At 70.0% G+C, this 16,331-nt stretch carries 19 protein-coding genes and 1 pseudogene; 11 read left to right on the forward strand and 9 right to left on the reverse strand.

Annotated features, from left to right (window positions below; translation table 11 throughout):
• Positions 1 to 14: 14 nt before the first annotated feature.
• Complete coding sequence (locus ACWGKT_RS25050; RefSeq protein WP_453275451.1) at positions 15 to 440, reverse strand: VOC family protein; 426 nt, start codon at positions 438 to 440, stop codon at positions 15 to 17.
• A gap of 128 nt (positions 441 to 568) precedes the next feature.
• Here ACWGKT_RS25050 and ACWGKT_RS25055 point away from each other — a divergent pair, with 128 nt between their 5' ends.
• The 8 genes from ACWGKT_RS25055 (at position 569) to ACWGKT_RS25090 (ending at position 8,527) form a co-directional block, all read left to right on the forward strand.
• Entirely contained in the window at positions 569 to 1,588 is a 1,020-nt protein-coding gene (locus ACWGKT_RS25055) for a helix-turn-helix transcriptional regulator (RefSeq protein WP_453275452.1), read from the forward strand.
• Positions 1,589 to 1,694: 106 nt separating this feature from the next.
• A complete protein-coding gene (locus ACWGKT_RS25060; protein WP_453275453.1) occupies positions 1,695 to 2,105 on the forward strand; it encodes a VOC family protein in 411 nt (136 codons plus the stop codon).
• Entirely contained in the window at positions 2,102 to 2,554 is a 453-nt protein-coding gene (locus tag ACWGKT_RS25065) for a pyridoxamine 5'-phosphate oxidase family protein (RefSeq protein WP_453275454.1), read from the forward strand. The genes ACWGKT_RS25060 and ACWGKT_RS25065 overlap by 4 nt, the downstream gene beginning before the upstream one ends.
• Before the next feature lie 151 nt (positions 2,555 to 2,705).
• Positions 2,706 to 5,096 carry an ATP-binding cassette domain-containing protein gene (locus ACWGKT_RS25070; protein WP_453275455.1) on the forward strand — a complete coding sequence of 797 codons (2,391 nt, stop codon included), beginning with the start codon at positions 2,706 to 2,708 and terminating at the stop codon, positions 5,094 to 5,096.
• 144 nt (positions 5,097 to 5,240) lie between these two features.
• Positions 5,241 to 5,693, forward strand: coding sequence for a MarR family winged helix-turn-helix transcriptional regulator (locus ACWGKT_RS25075; RefSeq protein ID WP_453275456.1), 453 nt, complete (start codon positions 5,241 to 5,243; stop codon positions 5,691 to 5,693).
• A 30-nt stretch (positions 5,694 to 5,723) separates the two neighbouring features.
• Positions 5,724 to 6,134 (forward strand): hypothetical protein, encoded by a 411-nt coding sequence (locus ACWGKT_RS25080; RefSeq protein ID WP_453275457.1) that lies wholly within the window; start codon positions 5,724 to 5,726, stop codon positions 6,132 to 6,134.
• A gap of 130 nt (positions 6,135 to 6,264) precedes the next feature.
• Complete coding sequence (locus ACWGKT_RS25085) at positions 6,265 to 6,999, forward strand: FadR/GntR family transcriptional regulator (protein WP_453275458.1); 735 nt, start codon at positions 6,265 to 6,267, stop codon at positions 6,997 to 6,999.
• 370 nt (positions 7,000 to 7,369) lie between these two features.
• Positions 7,370 to 8,527: a DUF3103 family protein gene (locus ACWGKT_RS25090; RefSeq protein WP_453275459.1), complete on the forward strand. Its 1,158-nt coding sequence runs from the start codon at positions 7,370 to 7,372 to the stop codon at positions 8,525 to 8,527.
• Between the two features lie 59 nt (positions 8,528 to 8,586).
• Here ACWGKT_RS25090 and ACWGKT_RS25095 read toward each other — a convergent pair whose 3' ends face one another.
• Positions 8,587 to 9,492 carry an NmrA family NAD(P)-binding protein gene (locus ACWGKT_RS25095; protein ID WP_453275460.1) on the reverse strand — a complete coding sequence of 302 codons (906 nt, stop codon included), beginning with the start codon at positions 9,490 to 9,492 and terminating at the stop codon, positions 8,587 to 8,589.
• A 230-nt stretch (positions 9,493 to 9,722) separates the two neighbouring features.
• Positions 9,723 to 9,890: a hypothetical protein gene (locus tag ACWGKT_RS25100; RefSeq protein WP_235455277.1), complete on the reverse strand. Its 168-nt coding sequence runs from the start codon at positions 9,888 to 9,890 to the stop codon at positions 9,723 to 9,725.
• A gap of 204 nt (positions 9,891 to 10,094) precedes the next feature.
• Here ACWGKT_RS25100 and ACWGKT_RS25105 point away from each other — a divergent pair, with 204 nt between their 5' ends.
• Positions 10,095 to 10,478, forward strand: coding sequence for a hypothetical protein (locus tag ACWGKT_RS25105; RefSeq protein WP_453275461.1), 384 nt, complete (start codon positions 10,095 to 10,097; stop codon positions 10,476 to 10,478).
• 75 nt (positions 10,479 to 10,553) lie between these two features.
• Here the strand turns inward: ACWGKT_RS25105 and ACWGKT_RS25110 are convergent, their stop codons facing one another.
• Together ACWGKT_RS25110 and ACWGKT_RS25115 are read right to left on the reverse strand one after the other, a co-directional pair.
• Positions 10,554 to 11,387: an NmrA family NAD(P)-binding protein gene (locus ACWGKT_RS25110; protein WP_453275462.1), complete on the reverse strand. Its 834-nt coding sequence runs from the start codon at positions 11,385 to 11,387 to the stop codon at positions 10,554 to 10,556.
• Positions 11,384 to 11,812: a nuclear transport factor 2 family protein gene (locus tag ACWGKT_RS25115; protein WP_453275463.1), complete on the reverse strand. Its 429-nt coding sequence runs from the start codon at positions 11,810 to 11,812 to the stop codon at positions 11,384 to 11,386. The genes ACWGKT_RS25110 and ACWGKT_RS25115 overlap by 4 nt, the downstream gene beginning before the upstream one ends.
• 92 nt (positions 11,813 to 11,904) lie before the next feature.
• On the opposite strand from ACWGKT_RS25115, the gene ACWGKT_RS25120 reads away from it, so the two are divergent.
• Positions 11,905 to 12,486, forward strand: coding sequence for a TetR/AcrR family transcriptional regulator (locus ACWGKT_RS25120; RefSeq protein WP_453275464.1), 582 nt, complete (start codon positions 11,905 to 11,907; stop codon positions 12,484 to 12,486).
• A 134-nt stretch (positions 12,487 to 12,620) separates the two neighbouring features.
• Here the strand turns inward: ACWGKT_RS25120 and ACWGKT_RS25125 are convergent, their stop codons facing one another.
• The 4 genes from ACWGKT_RS25125 to ACWGKT_RS25140 all read right to left on the reverse strand — a co-directional run bounded on the left by ACWGKT_RS25125 (position 12,621) and on the right by ACWGKT_RS25140 (position 15,574).
• Positions 12,621 to 13,130: a hypothetical protein gene (locus tag ACWGKT_RS25125; protein WP_356142413.1), complete on the reverse strand. Its 510-nt coding sequence runs from the start codon at positions 13,128 to 13,130 to the stop codon at positions 12,621 to 12,623.
• A 143-nt stretch (positions 13,131 to 13,273) separates the two neighbouring features.
• Positions 13,274 to 13,996, reverse strand: coding sequence for a hypothetical protein (locus ACWGKT_RS25130; protein WP_453275465.1), 723 nt, complete (start codon positions 13,994 to 13,996; stop codon positions 13,274 to 13,276).
• Positions 13,997 to 14,359: 363 nt separating this feature from the next.
• Positions 14,360 to 15,007 carry a vitamin K epoxide reductase family protein gene (locus ACWGKT_RS25135; RefSeq protein ID WP_453275466.1) on the reverse strand — a complete coding sequence of 216 codons (648 nt, stop codon included), beginning with the start codon at positions 15,005 to 15,007 and terminating at the stop codon, positions 14,360 to 14,362.
• Between the two features lie 102 nt (positions 15,008 to 15,109).
• Entirely contained in the window at positions 15,110 to 15,574 is a 465-nt protein-coding gene (locus ACWGKT_RS25140; protein WP_235455301.1) for a pyridoxamine 5'-phosphate oxidase family protein, read from the reverse strand.
• 226 nt (positions 15,575 to 15,800) lie between these two features.
• On the opposite strand from ACWGKT_RS25140, the pseudogene ACWGKT_RS25145 reads away from it, so the two are divergent.
• Positions 15,801 to 16,166: pseudogene (locus ACWGKT_RS25145) on the forward strand (histidine kinase); the annotation flags it as partial.
• Between the last annotated feature and the right edge of the window lie 165 nt (positions 16,167 to 16,331).

Here is a 16,331-nt window from a genome sequence, read left to right on the forward strand (position 1 = left end):
CCGGGCATTGGTCGTCAGGACGCGTTGTATTCGCTGGCGACGTCCACGACCCAGGTGACACCGAAACGGTCCCTCAGCATTCCGTAGAGCGGCGCCCACTGAGCGGGCTCCAACGGACGCAGGACGCTGGCGTCTTGGGACAGCTTCTTCCAATACGCCGTGATCTCCTCGGCCGTTTCGCCGCGGAGTGAAACGAAGAACGCGTTCTCGCCCTGGCTCCACGGCATGCGCGAGGGCACGTCGTAGGCCATGACGCGAAATCCACTGTCGGCGGCCACCTGACCCCACATCACCTGGTCCGCCTCGGACGGCTCCTGGACGTTTCCGGCGTCCTTGTAGGTGACCATGACCAGGTCCCCGCCGAACACGGACCGGTAGAAATCGAGCGCCGCGCGGGCGTCACCCCGGAAGTTCAGGTGGGTCACAGCACTGACGGACATGATGGGCTCCTTGCCACTCGGCCAACTTTTCCGATCTGCGCGGTCCTGCTCGCGCAGCCCCGCTCGATGACGACGGTTCCAGGAGAAGCGGCCAGGATGTGGCCGCTTCTTGCGGCACCATCGGCAGCATGCAGAAGACCTCAGCGCGACTGCTGTCGCTGCTCTCGCTGCTCCAGTCGCGCAGGGACTGGCCGGGAGCCCTGCTGGCCGAGCGGCTGGGCATCAGCGCGCGCACCGTGCGCCGCGATGTCGACCGCCTGCGCGAGCTCGGCTACCCCGTCGTGGCGGTCAAGGGCCCCGACGGCGGGTATCGGCTGGACGCCGGTACGGAGCTGCCGCCGCTGCTGTTCGACGACGAACAGGCCGTCGCCCTCGCCGTGGCGCTCCGGATCGCCGCCACCACCGGCGCCGGCATCGAGGAGGGCGCGGTGCGGGCGCTGAACACCGTCCGGCAGGTCATGCCCGCCCGGCTGCGCCACCGCGTCGACACCCTCCATGTCACCGCCGTCGAGCGGCCCACGACCCGGCCGAACCCGCAGGTCGACAGCGGCGTGCTCATGGCACTCACCGCCGCCGTGCACGCCTGTGAGGTGCTGCGCTTCGACTACGCCCCCGCGTCACCATCGGGAGTCGGTCAGGGCGGCACCATGACTCCGCCGCGCCGGGTGCAGCCGCATCACCTCGTCACCTGGGGCGCGCGCTGGTACCTCGTCGCCTGGGACCTCGACCGCGAGGACTGGCGGACCTTCCGCGCGGACCGGATCACCCCGCGCACGCCGACGGGGCCCCGCTTCGTCGCGCGCGAACTGCCCGGAGGCGACGTGGCCGCCTTCGTCGCCGACAGGTTTCAGGGCTCCGCCGGCTCGGGCACCTGGCCCTGCCGCGGCGAGGTGATCCTCGACCTGCCCGCTGCTGTCGTGTCCCAGTACACGAATGACGGAGTGGTCGAGGAACTCGGCCCGGACCGCTGCCGGTTGCTGCTGGGCTCCTGGTCCTGGGCCGGCCTGGCCGCCGCCGTCGGCAGGTTCGACGCCGACATCGAGGTCGTGGGCCCGGCCGAACTCAAGGACGCCTTCGCGGTCCTGGCCCGCCGCTACGCCAGGGCCGCGGCCGACGCGGGAGCGGGCACCGTGCCCGCGATGCCGTGAGTCGGCCCCGCCGGAAGCCCCACCGGACCGATCAGCACGACCGATCAGGACGACCGATCAGGAATGGAGAAGCGCCGGTCACAGGGCCGCGGCTAGCGTGACGGTCATGGACATCACCATCCACTGGACCTTCCTCCCGCACACCGACCCGGAGACCTCCCTCGCCTTCTACCGCGACGCCCTCGGCTTCGAGGTCCGCAAGGACGTCGGGAGCGGCGCGATGCGCTGGATCACGGTCGGCCCCGTCGGCCGGCCCGACACGTCCATCGTCCTGGAGCCACCGGCCGCCGACCCCAGCGTCAGCGACGAGGAGCGCCGCACCATCGCCGAGATGATGGCCAAGGGCAACTACGCCCGCATCACCCTGGCCACCCCCGACCTCGACGGCGCCTTCGAGCGGCTGGCGGCCGACGGCGCCGAGGTGATCCAGGAGCCGACCGAGCAGCCGTACGGGATCCGCGACTGCGCCTTCCTCGACCCGGCGGGCAACCTCGTGCGCATCAACGAGGTCCGATGAGTGCCGGCCCGCGCCCCGGCGCCCAGCGGCGTCGTGACACCGAGTACCGGCTCCGCCACGACGTGGACATCTGGGTGGCCAGCGCCGCGGCGGACGGTGTGCCCCACCTGGTGCCGCTCTCCTTCGACTGGGACGGCGAGGCGCTGCTGATGGCCACGCCCACGGACAGCGTGACCGGCAGGAACCTGGCCGCGAGCCGTTCCGTCCGGCTGGGCCTCGGCCCCACCCGCGACGTGACCATGATCGAGGGCGAGGTCGAGGTCTTCGAGATCGACGGGCTGCCGAAGGAGCGCATCGACCTGTTCGCCGAGCGCGCCGACTTCGATCCGCGCCTGCCGGCCACGCCGTACCGCTGGTTCCGCGTCACTCCACGCCGTATCCAGGCCTGGCGCGAGGCGAACGAGCTGACCGGCCGCGAGCTGATGCGCGACGGCGACTGGCTGGTCTGACGCCTCGGGCGGGTGCGGAAGGCAGCCGGCGACTGTTCCCGCGACCCCGCCACCCCCGGAGAACCAAACGTTACGCTCGAAGCCGCCCAGATCGAGCCGGCTGACGCCGACGGAGACCGCGCACGCGGCCCGCCCGAAAGATGGAGACACGATGAGCAAGGCCACGGGGACGGACACGCCGTCGCCTGCGCTGCACGCCGCCGACAGCCACGATGTGATCCGCGTGCACGGTGCGCGCGAGAACAACCTCAAGGACATCGACGTCGAGCTGCCGAAGCGCCGGCTCACGGTGTTCACCGGCGTCTCCGGCTCGGGCAAGAGTTCCCTGGTGTTCGACACGATCGCCGCGGAGTCGCAGCGGCTGATCAACGAGACCTACAGCGCCTTCGTGCAGGGCTTCATGCCGACGCTGGCACGGCCCGAGGTCGACGTGCTCGAAGGGCTGACGACCGCGATCATCGTCGACCAGCAGCGGATGGGCGCCGACCCCCGCTCCACCGTCGGCACCGCCACCGACGCCAACGCGATGCTGCGCATCCTGTTCAGTCGGCTCGGGAAGCCGCACATCGGCTCGCCCCAGGCGTTCTCCTTCAACGTCGCCTCGATCAGCGGAGCCGGCGCGGTCACCGTGGAGCGCGCCGGGCAGACCGTGAAGGAGCGTCGCAGCTTCAGCATCACCGGCGGCATGTGTCCGCGCTGCGAGGGCCGGGGCACGGTCTCCGACATCGACCTCACCCAGCTCTACGACGACTCCAAGTCGCTGTCCGAGGGCGCGCTCACCATCCCCGGCTACAAGCCGGGCGGCTGGAACTACCGGCTCTACACCGAGTCCGGCTTCTACGACCAGGACAAGCCGATCCGCAAGTACACGAAGAAGGAGCTGCACGACTTCCTGCACCGCGAGCCGACGAGGATGAAGATCGCGGGCATCAACATGACCTACGAGGGCCTGGTCCTGCGGATCCAGAAGTCGATGCTCTCCAAGGACCGGGAGGGGATGCAGCCGCACATCCGCGAGTTCGTGGACCGGGCGGTCACCTTCACGTCCTGCCCCGACTGCGACGGCACCCGGCTCAGCGAGGCCGCGCGCGCCTCGAAGATCAACGGGATCAGCATCGCCGAAGCCTGCGCGATGCAGATCAGCGACCTGGCCGAGTGGGTCCGCGGCCTCGACGAGCCGTCGGTGGCGCCGCTGCTCGGCACGCTGCGGCGGACGCTCGACTCATTCGTGGAGATCGGCCTCGGCTATCTCGCGCTCGCCCGGCCGGCGGGCACGCTGTCGGGCGGCGAGGCGCAGCGCGTCAAGATGATCCGCCACCTCGGCTCCTCGCTCACCGACACCACGTACGTCTTCGACGAGCCCACCACCGGCCTGCACCCCCATGACATCCAGCGCATGAACCGCCTGCTGCTGCGGCTGCGCGACAAGGGCAACACGGTGCTCGTCGTGGAGCACAAGCCGGAGACGATCGCGATCGCCGACCATGTCGTCGACCTCGGCCCCGGCGCCGGTACGGCCGGCGGCACGGTCTGCTTCGAGGGCACCGTCGAGGGACTGCGGACCGGGGGCACCATCACCGGCCGCCACTTCGACGATCGGGCCTCCCTCAAGAAGGCCGTGCGCAAGCCCACGGGCAGGCTGGAGATCCGCGGCGCGACCGCGAACAACCTGCGCGAGGTCGACGTGGACCTCCCGCTCGGCGTGCTCACCGTCATCACGGGCGTGGCCGGCTCCGGCAAGAGCTCGCTCGTGCACGGGTCGATCCCCGCCCGCGAGGGTGTGGTGTCGGTCGACCAGAGCCCGATCCGCGGCTCCCGGCGCAGCAACCCGGCGACGTACACCGGACTGCTCGACCCCATCCGCAAGGCGTTCGCGAAGGCCAACGGCGTCAAGCCCGCGCTGTTCAGCGCCAACTCCGAGGGCGCCTGCCCCAACTGCAACGGCGCCGGCGTCATCTACACCGACCTGGCGATGATGGCGGGCGTCGCCACCACCTGCGAGGAGTGCGAGGGCAAGCGGTTCCAGGCATCGGTGCTGGAGCACCACCTCGGCGGCCGCGACATCACCGAGGTGCTGGCGATGTCGGTGACCGAGGCCGAGGAGTTCTTCGGCAACGGCGAGGCGCGCACACCGGCCGCGCACCGCATCCTCGGCCGGCTCGCCGACGTCGGCCTCGGTTACGTCAGCCTCGGTCAGCCGCTGACCACGCTGTCCGGCGGCGAGCGGCAGCGGCTCAAGCTGGCCACGCACATGGCCGACAACGGCGGTGTCTACGTCCTCGACGAGCCCACCACCGGCCTTCACCTGGCCGATGTCGAGCAGCTGCTCGGCCTGCTCGACCGGCTCGTCGACTCCGGCAAGTCGGTCATCGTCATCGAGCACCACCAGGCGGTCATGGCGCACGCCGACTGGATCGTCGACCTCGGCCCCGGCGCCGGGCACGACGGCGGCCGCATCGTCTTCGAGGGCACCCCCGCCGACCTGGTCGCCGCCCGCTCCACCCTCACCGGCGAACACCTCGCGGAGTACGTCGGCGCCTGATCGGGCCGGCCCGCACACCAGGGACGAGTTCCGGCAGCCGCCGGAACTCGTCCCCTTCCATGTCCGAGGAGGACGGCGTCCGAGGGGTACGGCCCGGTCAACGATTGCCTTGACAACTGTTGTCGCGGCAACGATGATGGATGCGTGAGTACGACAAGCGGGCTGCACGACCACCTCGGATACTGGCTCCGACGCCTGTCCGACGAGGTCCACGGCCGGTTCGAGGCAGAGCTGGACCGGCACGGCGTGACCGTCTCCCAGTGGGGTGTGATGGTCGGCGTCTTCCACGGACACGACACCACCAAGGCCGTGGCCGCCCACATGGACATCGACCCCGGAGCCGTCTCCCGGCTGGTCGACCGTCTCATGGCCAAGGGCCTGATCCGGCGCGAGCCGGACCCCGCCTCCCGGCGGATCGTCCGGCTCGTCCTGACCGACGAGGGCCAGACCCTCGTGCCGGTCCTGGCCGAGATCGCCGACCGCAACGACGCCCACTACTTCGGCTCGCTCGACGCGGCCCAGCGCCGGCAACTGGAGGCGTGGATCAGGCGCCTGGTGGGCGAAGTCCATCCCGCATCCGAGGACGACAACTCCTAGACGACAAACACCTGGAAGAAGAAGCGCGCCATGAGCACCGCCCTCTCCATCACCAAGACCGTCAGCATCGACCGCCCCTTCGCGGATGTGTACGCCTTCCTGGCCGACCCCGCGAACTGGTCCAAGTGGGCCGTGGTCAACATCCGATCGATCGAGCCCACCGCCGACCCCGACTGGTGGCAGATGTCCACCCCCGTGGGTCCGGCCAGGCTTCGCATGCACGCCGACGCCGAACTCGGCATCCTCGACCACGACTACGCCGACGACACCGCCTCCTGGCGGGTCCCGGCCCGCGTGGTGCCCAACGGCGACGGCGCCGAATTCATGATGACCTTCTATCAACCGCCCACCTTCGGCCGCGAGTTCTTCGTGCAGCAGGTCGACCTCGTCGACACCGAACTGGCCACGCTCAAGAAGATCCTCGAATCCGGCCGGGCGTGACTCCGTCCCGTGGACGCAGTGTCAAATGCTGGCCAGAGATGGAGGATTGACGGCCTGTTGGGCAAGGTGCTTCACTGAACGGGCGTGGCTGAGCCACTCACCCACTGACCAGCCCCTCTGGAGACCGTCCGTGGCCGTCGAAAGCATTCCCCGTCAGTCCGTGGTCGATGTGCTGGAGGCCCGGCTGCGTGACGACATTCTGCGGGGTGAGCACCAACCCGGCACCCTGCTGCCTCCCGAGCGTGAGCTCGCGGCAGGGTACGGAGTCACCCGCACCACCCTCAAGCACGCCCTGACCCGCCTTGAGCAGGCGGGGCTGCTCAGCACACGGCACGGCATCGGCACCCGCGTGATCGACTTCCTGCGGCTCGGCGGCGCCGAGTTGCTGCCGATGCTGGCCTCCCAGGACTCGTCCTGGCTCAAGGAGGTCTTCGAGGCGCGACGGCACATCGGGACGCTCATCGCCGGTCGCGCCGCCGCACGACGCACGGTCAAGCAGTCCCGCCGCCTGCAGGAACTGCTGCAGGCGGTGGCCGAGGCCCCGGATGTCGACGCGACCCAGCTCGCCGATGTGGAGGTGCACCGGGAGTTGGCGCGGGCCACGGGCAACCGGGTCTATCTGCTGCTCACGAACACGCTGTTCAACGCGTATCTGCCGGTGCGGCTGGCGCTCCAGGCCCCGTTCGAGGACCCCGCCAAGGCCGCCGGACGACTGGCTCCGGTGGTGCAGGCGGTGGTCGAAGGCCGCGTCGAGGAGGCGCAGAGCGCGGCCGAGAAGTATCTGCGCGGCACCGAGAAGCTCATGCTGGGCTCGCTCGGCCCCGGCCGGTCGCGGTCCGGGGGCAAGAGCACCGGATCGGGGTGAACGGGGCCGTTTGCCGGGGCCGGTAGCCCCGGAGGGCTCGGCGCGGTGCGGCCGACTCCGGCGCGAGTGGAAGGGTACCTGCCGTGGTTCGGCCGACTCCGAGTCGGCTGAACCCGGTTCCGTGCGCGGGAGTTCGCACCAAGCACCCATCGCGGTACGTCCAACTTCATGTCGCCAGGCCAGTGTTGGCAGAAATCTACGCGCGTCCATCGGTCGATTTGCTTGTCATGGACGCGACACAAATGTCCGCCGGGTGTGCTGCCGGGCGGAGGCACGATCCCGAGCGGTCCGCACCGCGAGGGACCCTCGCTCCTTTCACCGTCGCACCGCCAACCCCGGTGCATCAGTGCTCGATCACAGGAGGATCCCCGTGAGCACAGCGAGAAAGAGACGCAACGCCACCCTCATCGGCGCGACGCTGGCGGCCCTCGCCATCGGGACGCTCCAGCCGACCGCGGCCGCCTCCGCGGCGCCGATGTCCGAGGCCAAGACGTCCGCCTCCCGGCAGTCCCCGGTGTTCGGCGTCGAGGAGGGCATCGCCCGCACCGTGGCTTCCTCGCTGCTGTCCCAGCAGTGGCGCGAGCAGGTCAGGGAGGCCGTCCTCAAGAGCGGCGAAGTGGACCTGCACGCCCTGACCGGCAAGGCTGCCGACACGGCAGGCACGGGGCTCAAGTCCGCGGTCGCCGGCGCCGACCGGCGCATCCTCTCCCTCAAGGGGCTTCCGGCGCGGACCGGCTCCATGCTGCGCATACGCCTGGGCGCGCAGTCCATGCGCCCGCACCTCACCGCCGCGAGCGCCCCCTGGGTCGCTGTCGCCGCCACGGACGACCACGCCAAGACCCTCACGGCCTACGACAGCCAGGGCCGGCGCCACACCATCGACACGAGCAAGGTGCCGGACCGGCCCCTGTACATCGTCGACATCGACGTCTCCAAGGCCCACCGGGCAGGGCTCGCGGTGCTGCACGAGGAGCTGGTCGCCAAGGGGCTCAGCAAGCCCCAGACGCGGTCCGGCGCCCTGAACACCACGGCCACGGCGGGCTGGTGGGCCACCAAGGTCGACGCGATCGAGGTACGGGACGACGAGGAGCCCTGGTTCAAGGGCGCGGCCGAGATGTTCTCCCTCGTGACCGGCTTCGGTCTCGACGGCAAGGCCCGCGTCGACTCGGTCGACATGCCGTACCTGGACTACGACAACACCGTCTACTACCCCAACCAGATCCTGGTCAACTGGTCCAACTACAAGTACAACCTCGCCGACGTCGTCATGATGGAGGACGACGACGGCACCAACTACAAGGCCCTCGCCCAGGCGATCACCACGGCCCTGCTCACCATCACGGACCAGGGAACCTACATCCCGCTGGTGAACGCGGTACTGAGCGCGATGCCCGACTCCTGGTTCACCGACGACCCGGACTACGTCGAGTCCTGGTACACCCTGGCCCGCAACTCCTCGGGCCGCCTCAACGGCGCGAGGGGCAACGGCTGGATGACCGTCGAGCCGTACTTCGTCGAGCAGTTCTGATCCGCGGAGCCGGTCCGGTCGACCAGTTGATCCCGCGGCTGGTCGACCGGACGGTGTGTTCAGCCCAGGTAGAAGTCCTTGCGGGCGGCCACGAACGACTCGACGGTCCGGGCCGGTTCGCCCGTCAGGCGTTCGACGTCGTCGGAAGTGCGGTCGTAGCGGTTCTCCCGGTGCAGTCGGGCCATGGTGGCGATGTGCTGCTCGGTGTGCGGTGGCAGACCGGCCTTGGCGAGGACGTCCTCTCGCCACTGGTCCAGCGGTACGTCCACGTAGGTCACCGGGCGGCCCAACGCCCGCGAGTACTGCTCGGCGATCTGCGTCATGTCGAGGGTCTGGGGCCCGGTGAGCTCGTAGACGTGGCCGATGTGTGCGGCCGGGTCGCGTAGCACGGTGGCGACCACTCGGGCGACGTCCTCGGTGGCGATCGGCGAGGTGCGTCCGGTGCCGAAGGGCAGTGCGAGCGTGCCGTTCTCCCGGATGGAACGTGCCGCCAGCGTGGTGAACAGCGGATTGTCGAGGAACGACGTCGGCCGGATGTGCACCACCGGGAGACCCGACCAGTTCAGTACCTGCTCCGACAGCCAGTGGAGCCGCTGCTGGTTCGACTCGCCGGTGCTGATGGCGGTCATCTGGGACACCGTCATCTGCGACATGTCGATCAAGGCGTCCAGTTCCCCGTACTCGCGCGCCACGCCGGCCACCACGGTCGCCGCCAGGAGCTGGTCCGGTGACACGGACATCGCGAAGTACATCCGCCCCACGCCCTCCAGCGCGGCCGCCACGGTCTCGGGCCGGGTCAGGTCGCCGACGACCGTCTCCGCGCCGAGCGCGCGCAGCCCGGCCGCACGCTCGTCGTCGCGGCGGACCATGACGCGTACGGGCACATCCCGCGCGCGCAGGTCGTCGAGGACCTTGCGGCCCACGTCGCCGGCGTTGGACAGGAGCACGAGGTTACTGGCAGCCATCGGTCGGGTTCCTTCTGCGTGGGGGAGCGAGGGGATCAGCGGGGTGTGGGGCACCCGTACCACGAGTGTGATCACTGGGGCTGCGGTGTGCGAGCCGCCGCGAGGACGACACGCGGCGGGCTCGAGCCGCCCGGCCACAGGATCAAGAACGTCACGTCGCACTTCACGATGAGAACCGTCAAGCCGGGCCCGTAGCGGACCCGGCTCGACGATGCGGGGTGCGCGCCCGTTCAGTCGTCCACGGCCCGCTCGCCCTCCGCCTGCGAAGGCTCCGTGCGGGGTACGTCCGGGTGCTGTTCCATGGCGCTGCGCTCGCTCGGTTCGTCGCGCTCTCCTTCGGCCTGCGACGGGGTGTGGGAGTACAGGTAGGTGTCGTAATCCGAGGCTCCGGTCTTCATGGGAGGCCTCCTTCGTCGCTCCACCTCCATGGTCCGCCTCCGCGAGTGCCGTGGCGAGGCGAACGATGTGCGGGAACGTGTTGTCTGTCAGTGGCTGGTGCTAGGTTCCCTCGCGCTGTGGGAACCGGATGCGAAGGCGGGGCTGTCGTGGGTGCGTCGGGGTGGGAGTACTACGTTCCGTACCAGAAAGACCTTGGAGCGGCGTTGAACGCCTTGAAGAAGGAGGTCTTCGAGGCGCGGGACTACTACTGGGATCCCTGGGACGAGGACGACACCGGCGAGGCCAGGGCGCGACCGGCGACGATCGAGCAGTTGTGGGAAGACGAGCGGGTCCAGGAAGAAGGGACGCACTCGATCCTGGACATGGACAGGATGCTGCGCCCCGGTGAGGAACCCGACTACGGCACCGTGCAGCCCCTTCAGCCTGCCGAGGCCCATCGGGCGACGGGGACCGATCGCCTCACCCGGGCGCATGTGCGGGCCATAGAACCGCTTGCCGACAAACGTTGGTTCGGCCGCTGCGCGGTCCTGCACGACGACCGGGGCCGGCCGGAGGAGGTCTACTTCTGGGGCTTCTCCGGCGACTGAAGGACCCCGTTGATCAGGGCCCGGTCCGTTGCCTGCGCGGCGCGGGTGCGCGGCGACGGACCGGGCTGCGAGCTGTCAGCGGTGTTCCGCGTGCTCGCGGAAGCCGCGCGGCCGGCGGCCGGTGACGCGCAGGACGGTGTCGGTGACGCGGTCCTCGGCTCCCTCCGCGATGGCTCTGTCCATGCCGGCGAGCATGGCGGCGAACTCCAGAGGCATCGTCCGGGCCAGGTGCTCGCGCATCTGCTCGTACGTCAGCCGCTGGTGGGTGACGGCGCGGCCGGTCACCTCGCTGAGGATGGAGGCGACCTCGCCGTAGCTCAGCGCCTCGGGGCCGGTGATGACCAGGTCGGTGTTGGGAGCCTGGGCATCGGTCAGCGCGTGGGCGGCGACGGCCGCGATGTCGTCGGCGTCGACGAAGGCCACGCGCCCCTCGCCCGTCGCGGTCCGGATCGTGCCCTCCTCACGGATGCTCCGGGCGTGCAGGTGGTCGCCGGTGAGGTTCTGCATGAACCAGGACGGCCGCAGTACCGCCCACTCGTCGAACAGGTCGGGCAGGGCCTGGTGCACCTGTCCGACGGCCGGGCCACCGGCGGGGATCGCCGAGGAGCTGAGCAGTACGGCGCGGCGCACTCCGCACGCCCGGGCCCGTTCCAGGAAGGGCAGCATGATGCCGGCCGGGTCGGCGGAGGCCAGGGGCGGGACGAGGTAGACGCCGTCCGCGCCGCTCAAGGCCTGTTCGTGCGTCGTGCTGTCGAACCAGTCGAAGCGGACGCCTTGCGCCCCTTGGACGTCGGTGGCGCCTCGACTGGCCGCCTTGACCCGGTGTCCCAGGGCGGCGAGCTGTCGGGTCACGCGGCCGCCGGTGTTGCCGGTGGCGCCGATGACCAGGGCGGTGACAGGCGTGTTCATCGGCCGCTCCGCGTGAAGTCGGCCGAGCCGTCCTGGGGGAGGGCGAGCGGGTTCCAGTAGTCGCGGTAGTGAGTGATGCGGCCACCCGCGACCGTCACGACGGCGATGTAGGTCATGTCGAAGGGCGCTCCGCTCGGGACCAGCTGCCCCACCCCGCGCATCTCGACCACGATCGTCTCCGGATCGTCGGTCCGGTGGATCTTCAGTCCGGGGAAGTCGTGCAGGTCGATGTGGTCGGGATAGTCGCGCATGTAGTCGGCGACGGCGGCTTTGCCCTCCAGCCGCTTCGGCCAACCTTCGGGGGCGAAGGGGAACTCGAAGACGCCGTCCTCCGCCCACAGCTCGACCCAGGCGGAGATGTCCTTGTCGAGCAACAGGCGCAGGCCGTGGCGGTACAGGTCCGCCGGTCGCGTAGGCGTGGTCATGGGGGGTCCCTCCGATACGATACGGACCCGAGGTCCGTTTAACGCCTCGAAGATACGGACCCCGGGTCCGTTTATGCAACTGGAGGAAGCCCGTGTCCGAGCGCAAGCCCCGTGCGGACGCCGCACGCAACCGCGAGGCCGTCCTCGCGGCCGCCGACCGGCTCTTCGCGAGCCGCGAGCGGCCCGAGCAGGTGACGATGGCCGACATCGCGACCGCCGCCGGCGTCGGCAAGGCGACCCTCTTCCGGGGCTTCACCGACCGCACCGGCCTGATCCGCGCGCTCTACGAGACCCGCCTCGAACCGATTCGCCACGCAGTCATGGACGGTCCGCCTCCACTCGGGCCCGACACCCCGGCGATGGAGCGTGTCCCCTCCCTGCTCGACGCCGTCCTGTGCTTCAAGCTCGACCACCGGCACCTTTCCCTGGCGCTGGAGGGGACGGGAAGCGACAGCCCGTACAGCGCGGAGCACTACGACTGGTGGCACGACACGCTTCGCCGCGTACTGGAGCAGCTGCCCGGGTTCAAGGGCGCCGACTTCGCGGCGCACGCGCTGCTCGCGGCCGTACGCGCCGATCTCGTCGACCATCTGGTCGACCGGGGCATGTCCCGGGAGCGCCTGCGGGCGGAGCTGGCCGCGTACACCGGCAGGGTCCTGGGCGAACGTCGGTGAGGAGGAATCGGGGGCAGCGATGGTCGCGACGCGCGATTCCTTGTGTGCGGGCGTGCAGGGGTGAGGGAAGGGGTCTGGCCGACGTGGGCGTGTCACCCCCGCTCGTGTCCGCGGCGTGATCCGGCGGACCGGCCCTATGCCTTCTTGAGCCCGAACTCGGCGGACGCGATGGCGAAGACGTCACCCGCGTCGACGGCCGCCACGTGCAGGACGTCGGCGATGAGATCCGCGAAGTCCTGGGTGGCCTTCAGCTGGGTGTCGTGGATGGCGAACGACAGCTCCAGCGGCGCCACCTCAAGGGTGTTGACCAAGGAGTACTCGAAGGCCTGGACCCGCTGGGCGCTGTTGCCGTTGCTCGTCTTGACCGCGAAGTCGACCCTGCCGTGGGGAATCGTCCCGCGGGGATGGGTCAACTCGATGAACGCTCCTTCGTCGTTCTCCAGTCGGATCCCGCCCGGGAAACTGGCCTCGCCGTTCCCGGTCGGGTTCACCTCCCCGCTGCCCATCGAGAACTTCACTCCCGGCAGCGGGCCGATCAGGGGGGCGGCGGGTGTGATGGGGGAGACACTCACCCCTCGGTCTTCGAGCACGCCCCACACATGAGGGTCCAGTCGCATGCTCGCGGTACCTGTCGGCTTGCGCATGCTGACCTCCATTCTCTTGCTCCGGATGGGGACACGCCCAGCGTCACACCACCCCACACGGCCCGCACCCAGTAGGGGGCCAGGTGGGTTTACGCACCTGAACGAGAAGTGACGGCCTGAGCCCGGCGCTCGGTTCGGCTCGCTCAACCCGGCGAGACCTGCGCGTCGGGTGCCGGCCGTAGCCCGGCCGCGGCGAGGAAATCCGCGAGTTCGATGTGGCCGCCGTCGGTCCCGTCGTCCCACTGCGTCCAGAGGCTGGACTCCTCGCCGTCCCATGTGTCGCAGTCCTCGCTCGGATGCTGCTCCACGCTCCCCTCCCCGTGCCGGTACCTCAGAGAGAGGTACTGGCCACTGGTCGTCCACGCGTCCCACTGTGACGGGCATTCCCGGCAGGTCTGGACGACCCGGGCGAGGACCGTGTCCTCGTGCAGGTGGGCCTCGACAGGGCCCAGGTGCCGGTCGTCGGCGAGCAGGAGATCGTCGTCCAGGGCGAGCAGGCGGACGCTCCCGGTGGCGAACTGGAGAGTGAGACCGGCCGGGAAATCCACGTGGGCGTCCCGATACCGAATCTCCCGGGCGGAACGGATCGGCTCGCCGAGGAATCGGGTCACCGGGACGTCCGGCGGGTCGTCCACGACCACGACATCGCCGTACCGCTCCATGGAGTACGGCCCCGGGGGCCGGCCGGTCCGGAGGGACAGGCCGGTGCCGGGCGTGTGGAAGTGCACCGGGCCGAGCCCCACCAGGTGGAGCCACAGGTGCAGCAGTGAAGGCTCGGCCTCGGCGTATGTGTGCCAGGACGTGGTCACCCGCAGCAGCCGCTTGCCGACCAGGTTGCCGGCGAACAGCGGCTCATCGTCGGTCATCTACCCCACCTACCCCACCACTTGGGCGGCAACGGGTCCGCCGGGGCCGAGGTCGGCTGATCCGGGTGCAGGCCCAGTCGCCGCAGGGTGTCCGCGCGGACGCGGACGACGATGGTGCCCCACGGACGCCCGTCGGGATGTTTCCCGCACAGGTGGTCGACCCATACGTCCTGCTCCGTGAAGGGCCACCAGTCGATGCCCCGGTCGCGCAGTCAATCCGCCATCAGCCGCCCGGCCCTCGGGGAGCCGTCGACGTTCTCGTGGACGAACAGGGTGATCCGCTCGGAGTCGTCTGGATACATGCCTGGCATCTTGCCGCACGGTCACCGCGGGAGACACGGAATTGTTCGAGGCGCGGTTCGGTCACAGCAGGCTGCTCCAGTAGGACCAGAAGCGGGTGAGGACGAGCATGACGATCACGCCGTACCAGGCGGCCAGCAGCAACCAGTGGGACTCCAGCACCAAGTTCAGGGTGCTGCGGCCTGGCGCCGGGACGGGGATGACGCCGTACTTGAGATTGTGCAGCGTGACGTACCAGAACAGCGCGATGGTCACGACCCAGACGACGGCGCAGTAGGGGCACAGCCGGTTGAGCTCGAACAGCGACTGCTGGATCAGCCAGTGCGTGAACACGATCCCGACGAGCGCCCCGATGTTGAGGGCGAGCAGGAGCGTCCGGTGCAGGCGGGCTCCGGCGAGCACCGCCACGCCGAGCGCGGCGACGGCTGCGAAGGCGCCCAGACCGAGCAGCATGTTGGGGAAGCCGAAGAGGTTGCCCTGCCAGCTGGCCATGGAGGTGTCGCAGCCGACGACCGGGCTGATGTTGCAACTCGGCCGGTAGCCCGGGTTCTTGAGCACGCGCCAGTCGTCGATGCTCAGACGGAGCGAGGCGAGCCAGCCGATGGTGCCGGTCAGCAGCAGGAGCCAGCCGATGCGTCTGCCGGTCCCGGCGGAGTGCGACGGTGTCATACGGGGCTGGGGGTACGGCGTCGGGCGGCGGACGGCGTTCACGGGTGATCGTTCTCCATGGCCGGGAACGTTAGGCGCTGCCCCGGTGCCGGGACTGGGGCTCTCGTCACGCGCACGGACGTGCGGTTCACACGGACGTACGGTTCATGCGTCGGCGGCCCGGTCGGCCTCCGTGACCAGGATTCCGGACACCAGATCGGGCCGGATGCGGACGGCGTACTCCATGGTCTGCCTCACCCAGGGGCGCAACAGCGTCCGATAGCGCTCCAGTTCCTGCTCGTCGGTCACCAATTCCGCGAAGCCGGTGACCACGACGCTCCAGCCCAGGTGCGTGTCCGGGTCGATCGCGTCGGCCTCGTAGGCGACGACGACCCCGGAGCTGCCGTTGTGGCGGGTGTGCGAGGTCAGGGCCGCACCCTCGTGGGTGCGGATGACGATGTGACCGTCGGCCAGGACGTGATTGACCGGGCGGATGGTCGGCAGCGCGTCGCGCGTGAAGACGACCCTGCCCAGGGGCACGCTGCCCAGCAGCCGTAGCGCCTCGGCGCTGTCGAGTTCGGTGGTCCGGCGCGGTTCCACGGGGACCGGCCTGGTGTCGTTGAGGGGCATGGTGTGTGTCCGTAGGGAGGGATCCGGAACGTAGGTGATGAGCGGTTTCGCTCAGGGGCCTCGATCAGACCAGTGAAACGAGCTGCGCCCGGGTTGCGCCAGGGCCGTTCGGCCCCGGTCGGTCTCCGTACGGCCCTCCGTGCCGTCACCCGTCCCCGTACCGATACCGTGGCAGTGGTTCAGAAGGATCGGTGTCGGCACCGTGACCAGGGACGGAGGACCGACGGTGGCAAGCTCCGACGAGGCTCGTGAGGCGCGCATTCGGCTGCCGCAGCTGCGGCTGGACGAGCTCCTGGAGGAGCTCCAGGCTCGCCTGGACGCGGCCCGGGGCACCCGGGACCGGGTCCACAGCCTGCTGGAGGCGGTTCTCTCCGTCGGCCGGGAGCTGAACCTGGAGCAGGCGCTGCGCAGCATCGTGGAGGCCGCGGCGGTCCTGGTCGAGGCCGAGTACGCCGCCCTGGGCGTGATCGGCCCGGACGGAACCCTGCTGTCGGACTTCCTCACCGTCGGCATCAGCGACGAGCAGATCGTCCGGATCGGCCCCTACCCGCAGGGCCACGGCATCCTCGGCGAGCTGATCCGGCACCCCGATCGCGACCGGGACCGTCGGGCAACCCGCCAGGGCCGTCCGGCCCCGGTTCCGGCGCGGCGGCGGGACCAAGCGGCCTGACCTGCGAAGTCGTTCGGCCTCGATCGGGTCCGGGGCCGGTGATCGGGGCCGATTCACTGATAGACGGATTGCAGCTGTGATGCGTGA

Source organism: Streptomyces sp. NPDC054794, from assembly GCF_053611585.1.

Coding starts and splice junctions, on each gene's coding strand:
- ACWGKT_RS25050 (WP_453275451.1), bottom strand. CDS start 440: ATGTCCGTCAGTGCTGTGACCCACCTGAACTTCCGGGGTGACGCCCGC.
- ACWGKT_RS25055 (WP_453275452.1), top strand. CDS start 569: ATGCAGAAGACCTCAGCGCGACTGCTGTCGCTGCTCTCGCTGCTCCAG.
- ACWGKT_RS25060 (WP_453275453.1), top strand. CDS start 1,695: ATGGACATCACCATCCACTGGACCTTCCTCCCGCACACCGACCCGGAG.
- ACWGKT_RS25065 (WP_453275454.1), top strand. CDS start 2,102: ATGAGTGCCGGCCCGCGCCCCGGCGCCCAGCGGCGTCGTGACACCGAG.
- ACWGKT_RS25070 (WP_453275455.1), top strand. CDS start 2,706: ATGAGCAAGGCCACGGGGACGGACACGCCGTCGCCTGCGCTGCACGCC.
- ACWGKT_RS25080 (WP_453275457.1), top strand. CDS start 5,724: ATGAGCACCGCCCTCTCCATCACCAAGACCGTCAGCATCGACCGCCCC.
- ACWGKT_RS25095 (WP_453275460.1), bottom strand. CDS start 9,492: ATGGCTGCCAGTAACCTCGTGCTCCTGTCCAACGCCGGCGACGTGGGC.
- ACWGKT_RS25100 (WP_235455277.1), bottom strand. CDS start 9,890: ATGAAGACCGGAGCCTCGGATTACGACACCTACCTGTACTCCCACACC.
- ACWGKT_RS25110 (WP_453275462.1), bottom strand. CDS start 11,387: ATGAACACGCCTGTCACCGCCCTGGTCATCGGCGCCACCGGCAACACC.
- ACWGKT_RS25115 (WP_453275463.1), bottom strand. CDS start 11,812: ATGACCACGCCTACGCGACCGGCGGACCTGTACCGCCACGGCCTGCGC.
- ACWGKT_RS25125 (WP_356142413.1), bottom strand. CDS start 13,130: ATGCGCAAGCCGACAGGTACCGCGAGCATGCGACTGGACCCTCATGTG.
- ACWGKT_RS25130 (WP_453275465.1), bottom strand. CDS start 13,996: ATGACCGACGATGAGCCGCTGTTCGCCGGCAACCTGGTCGGCAAGCGG.
- ACWGKT_RS25140 (WP_235455301.1), bottom strand. CDS start 15,574: ATGCCCCTCAACGACACCAGGCCGGTCCCCGTGGAACCGCGCCGGACC.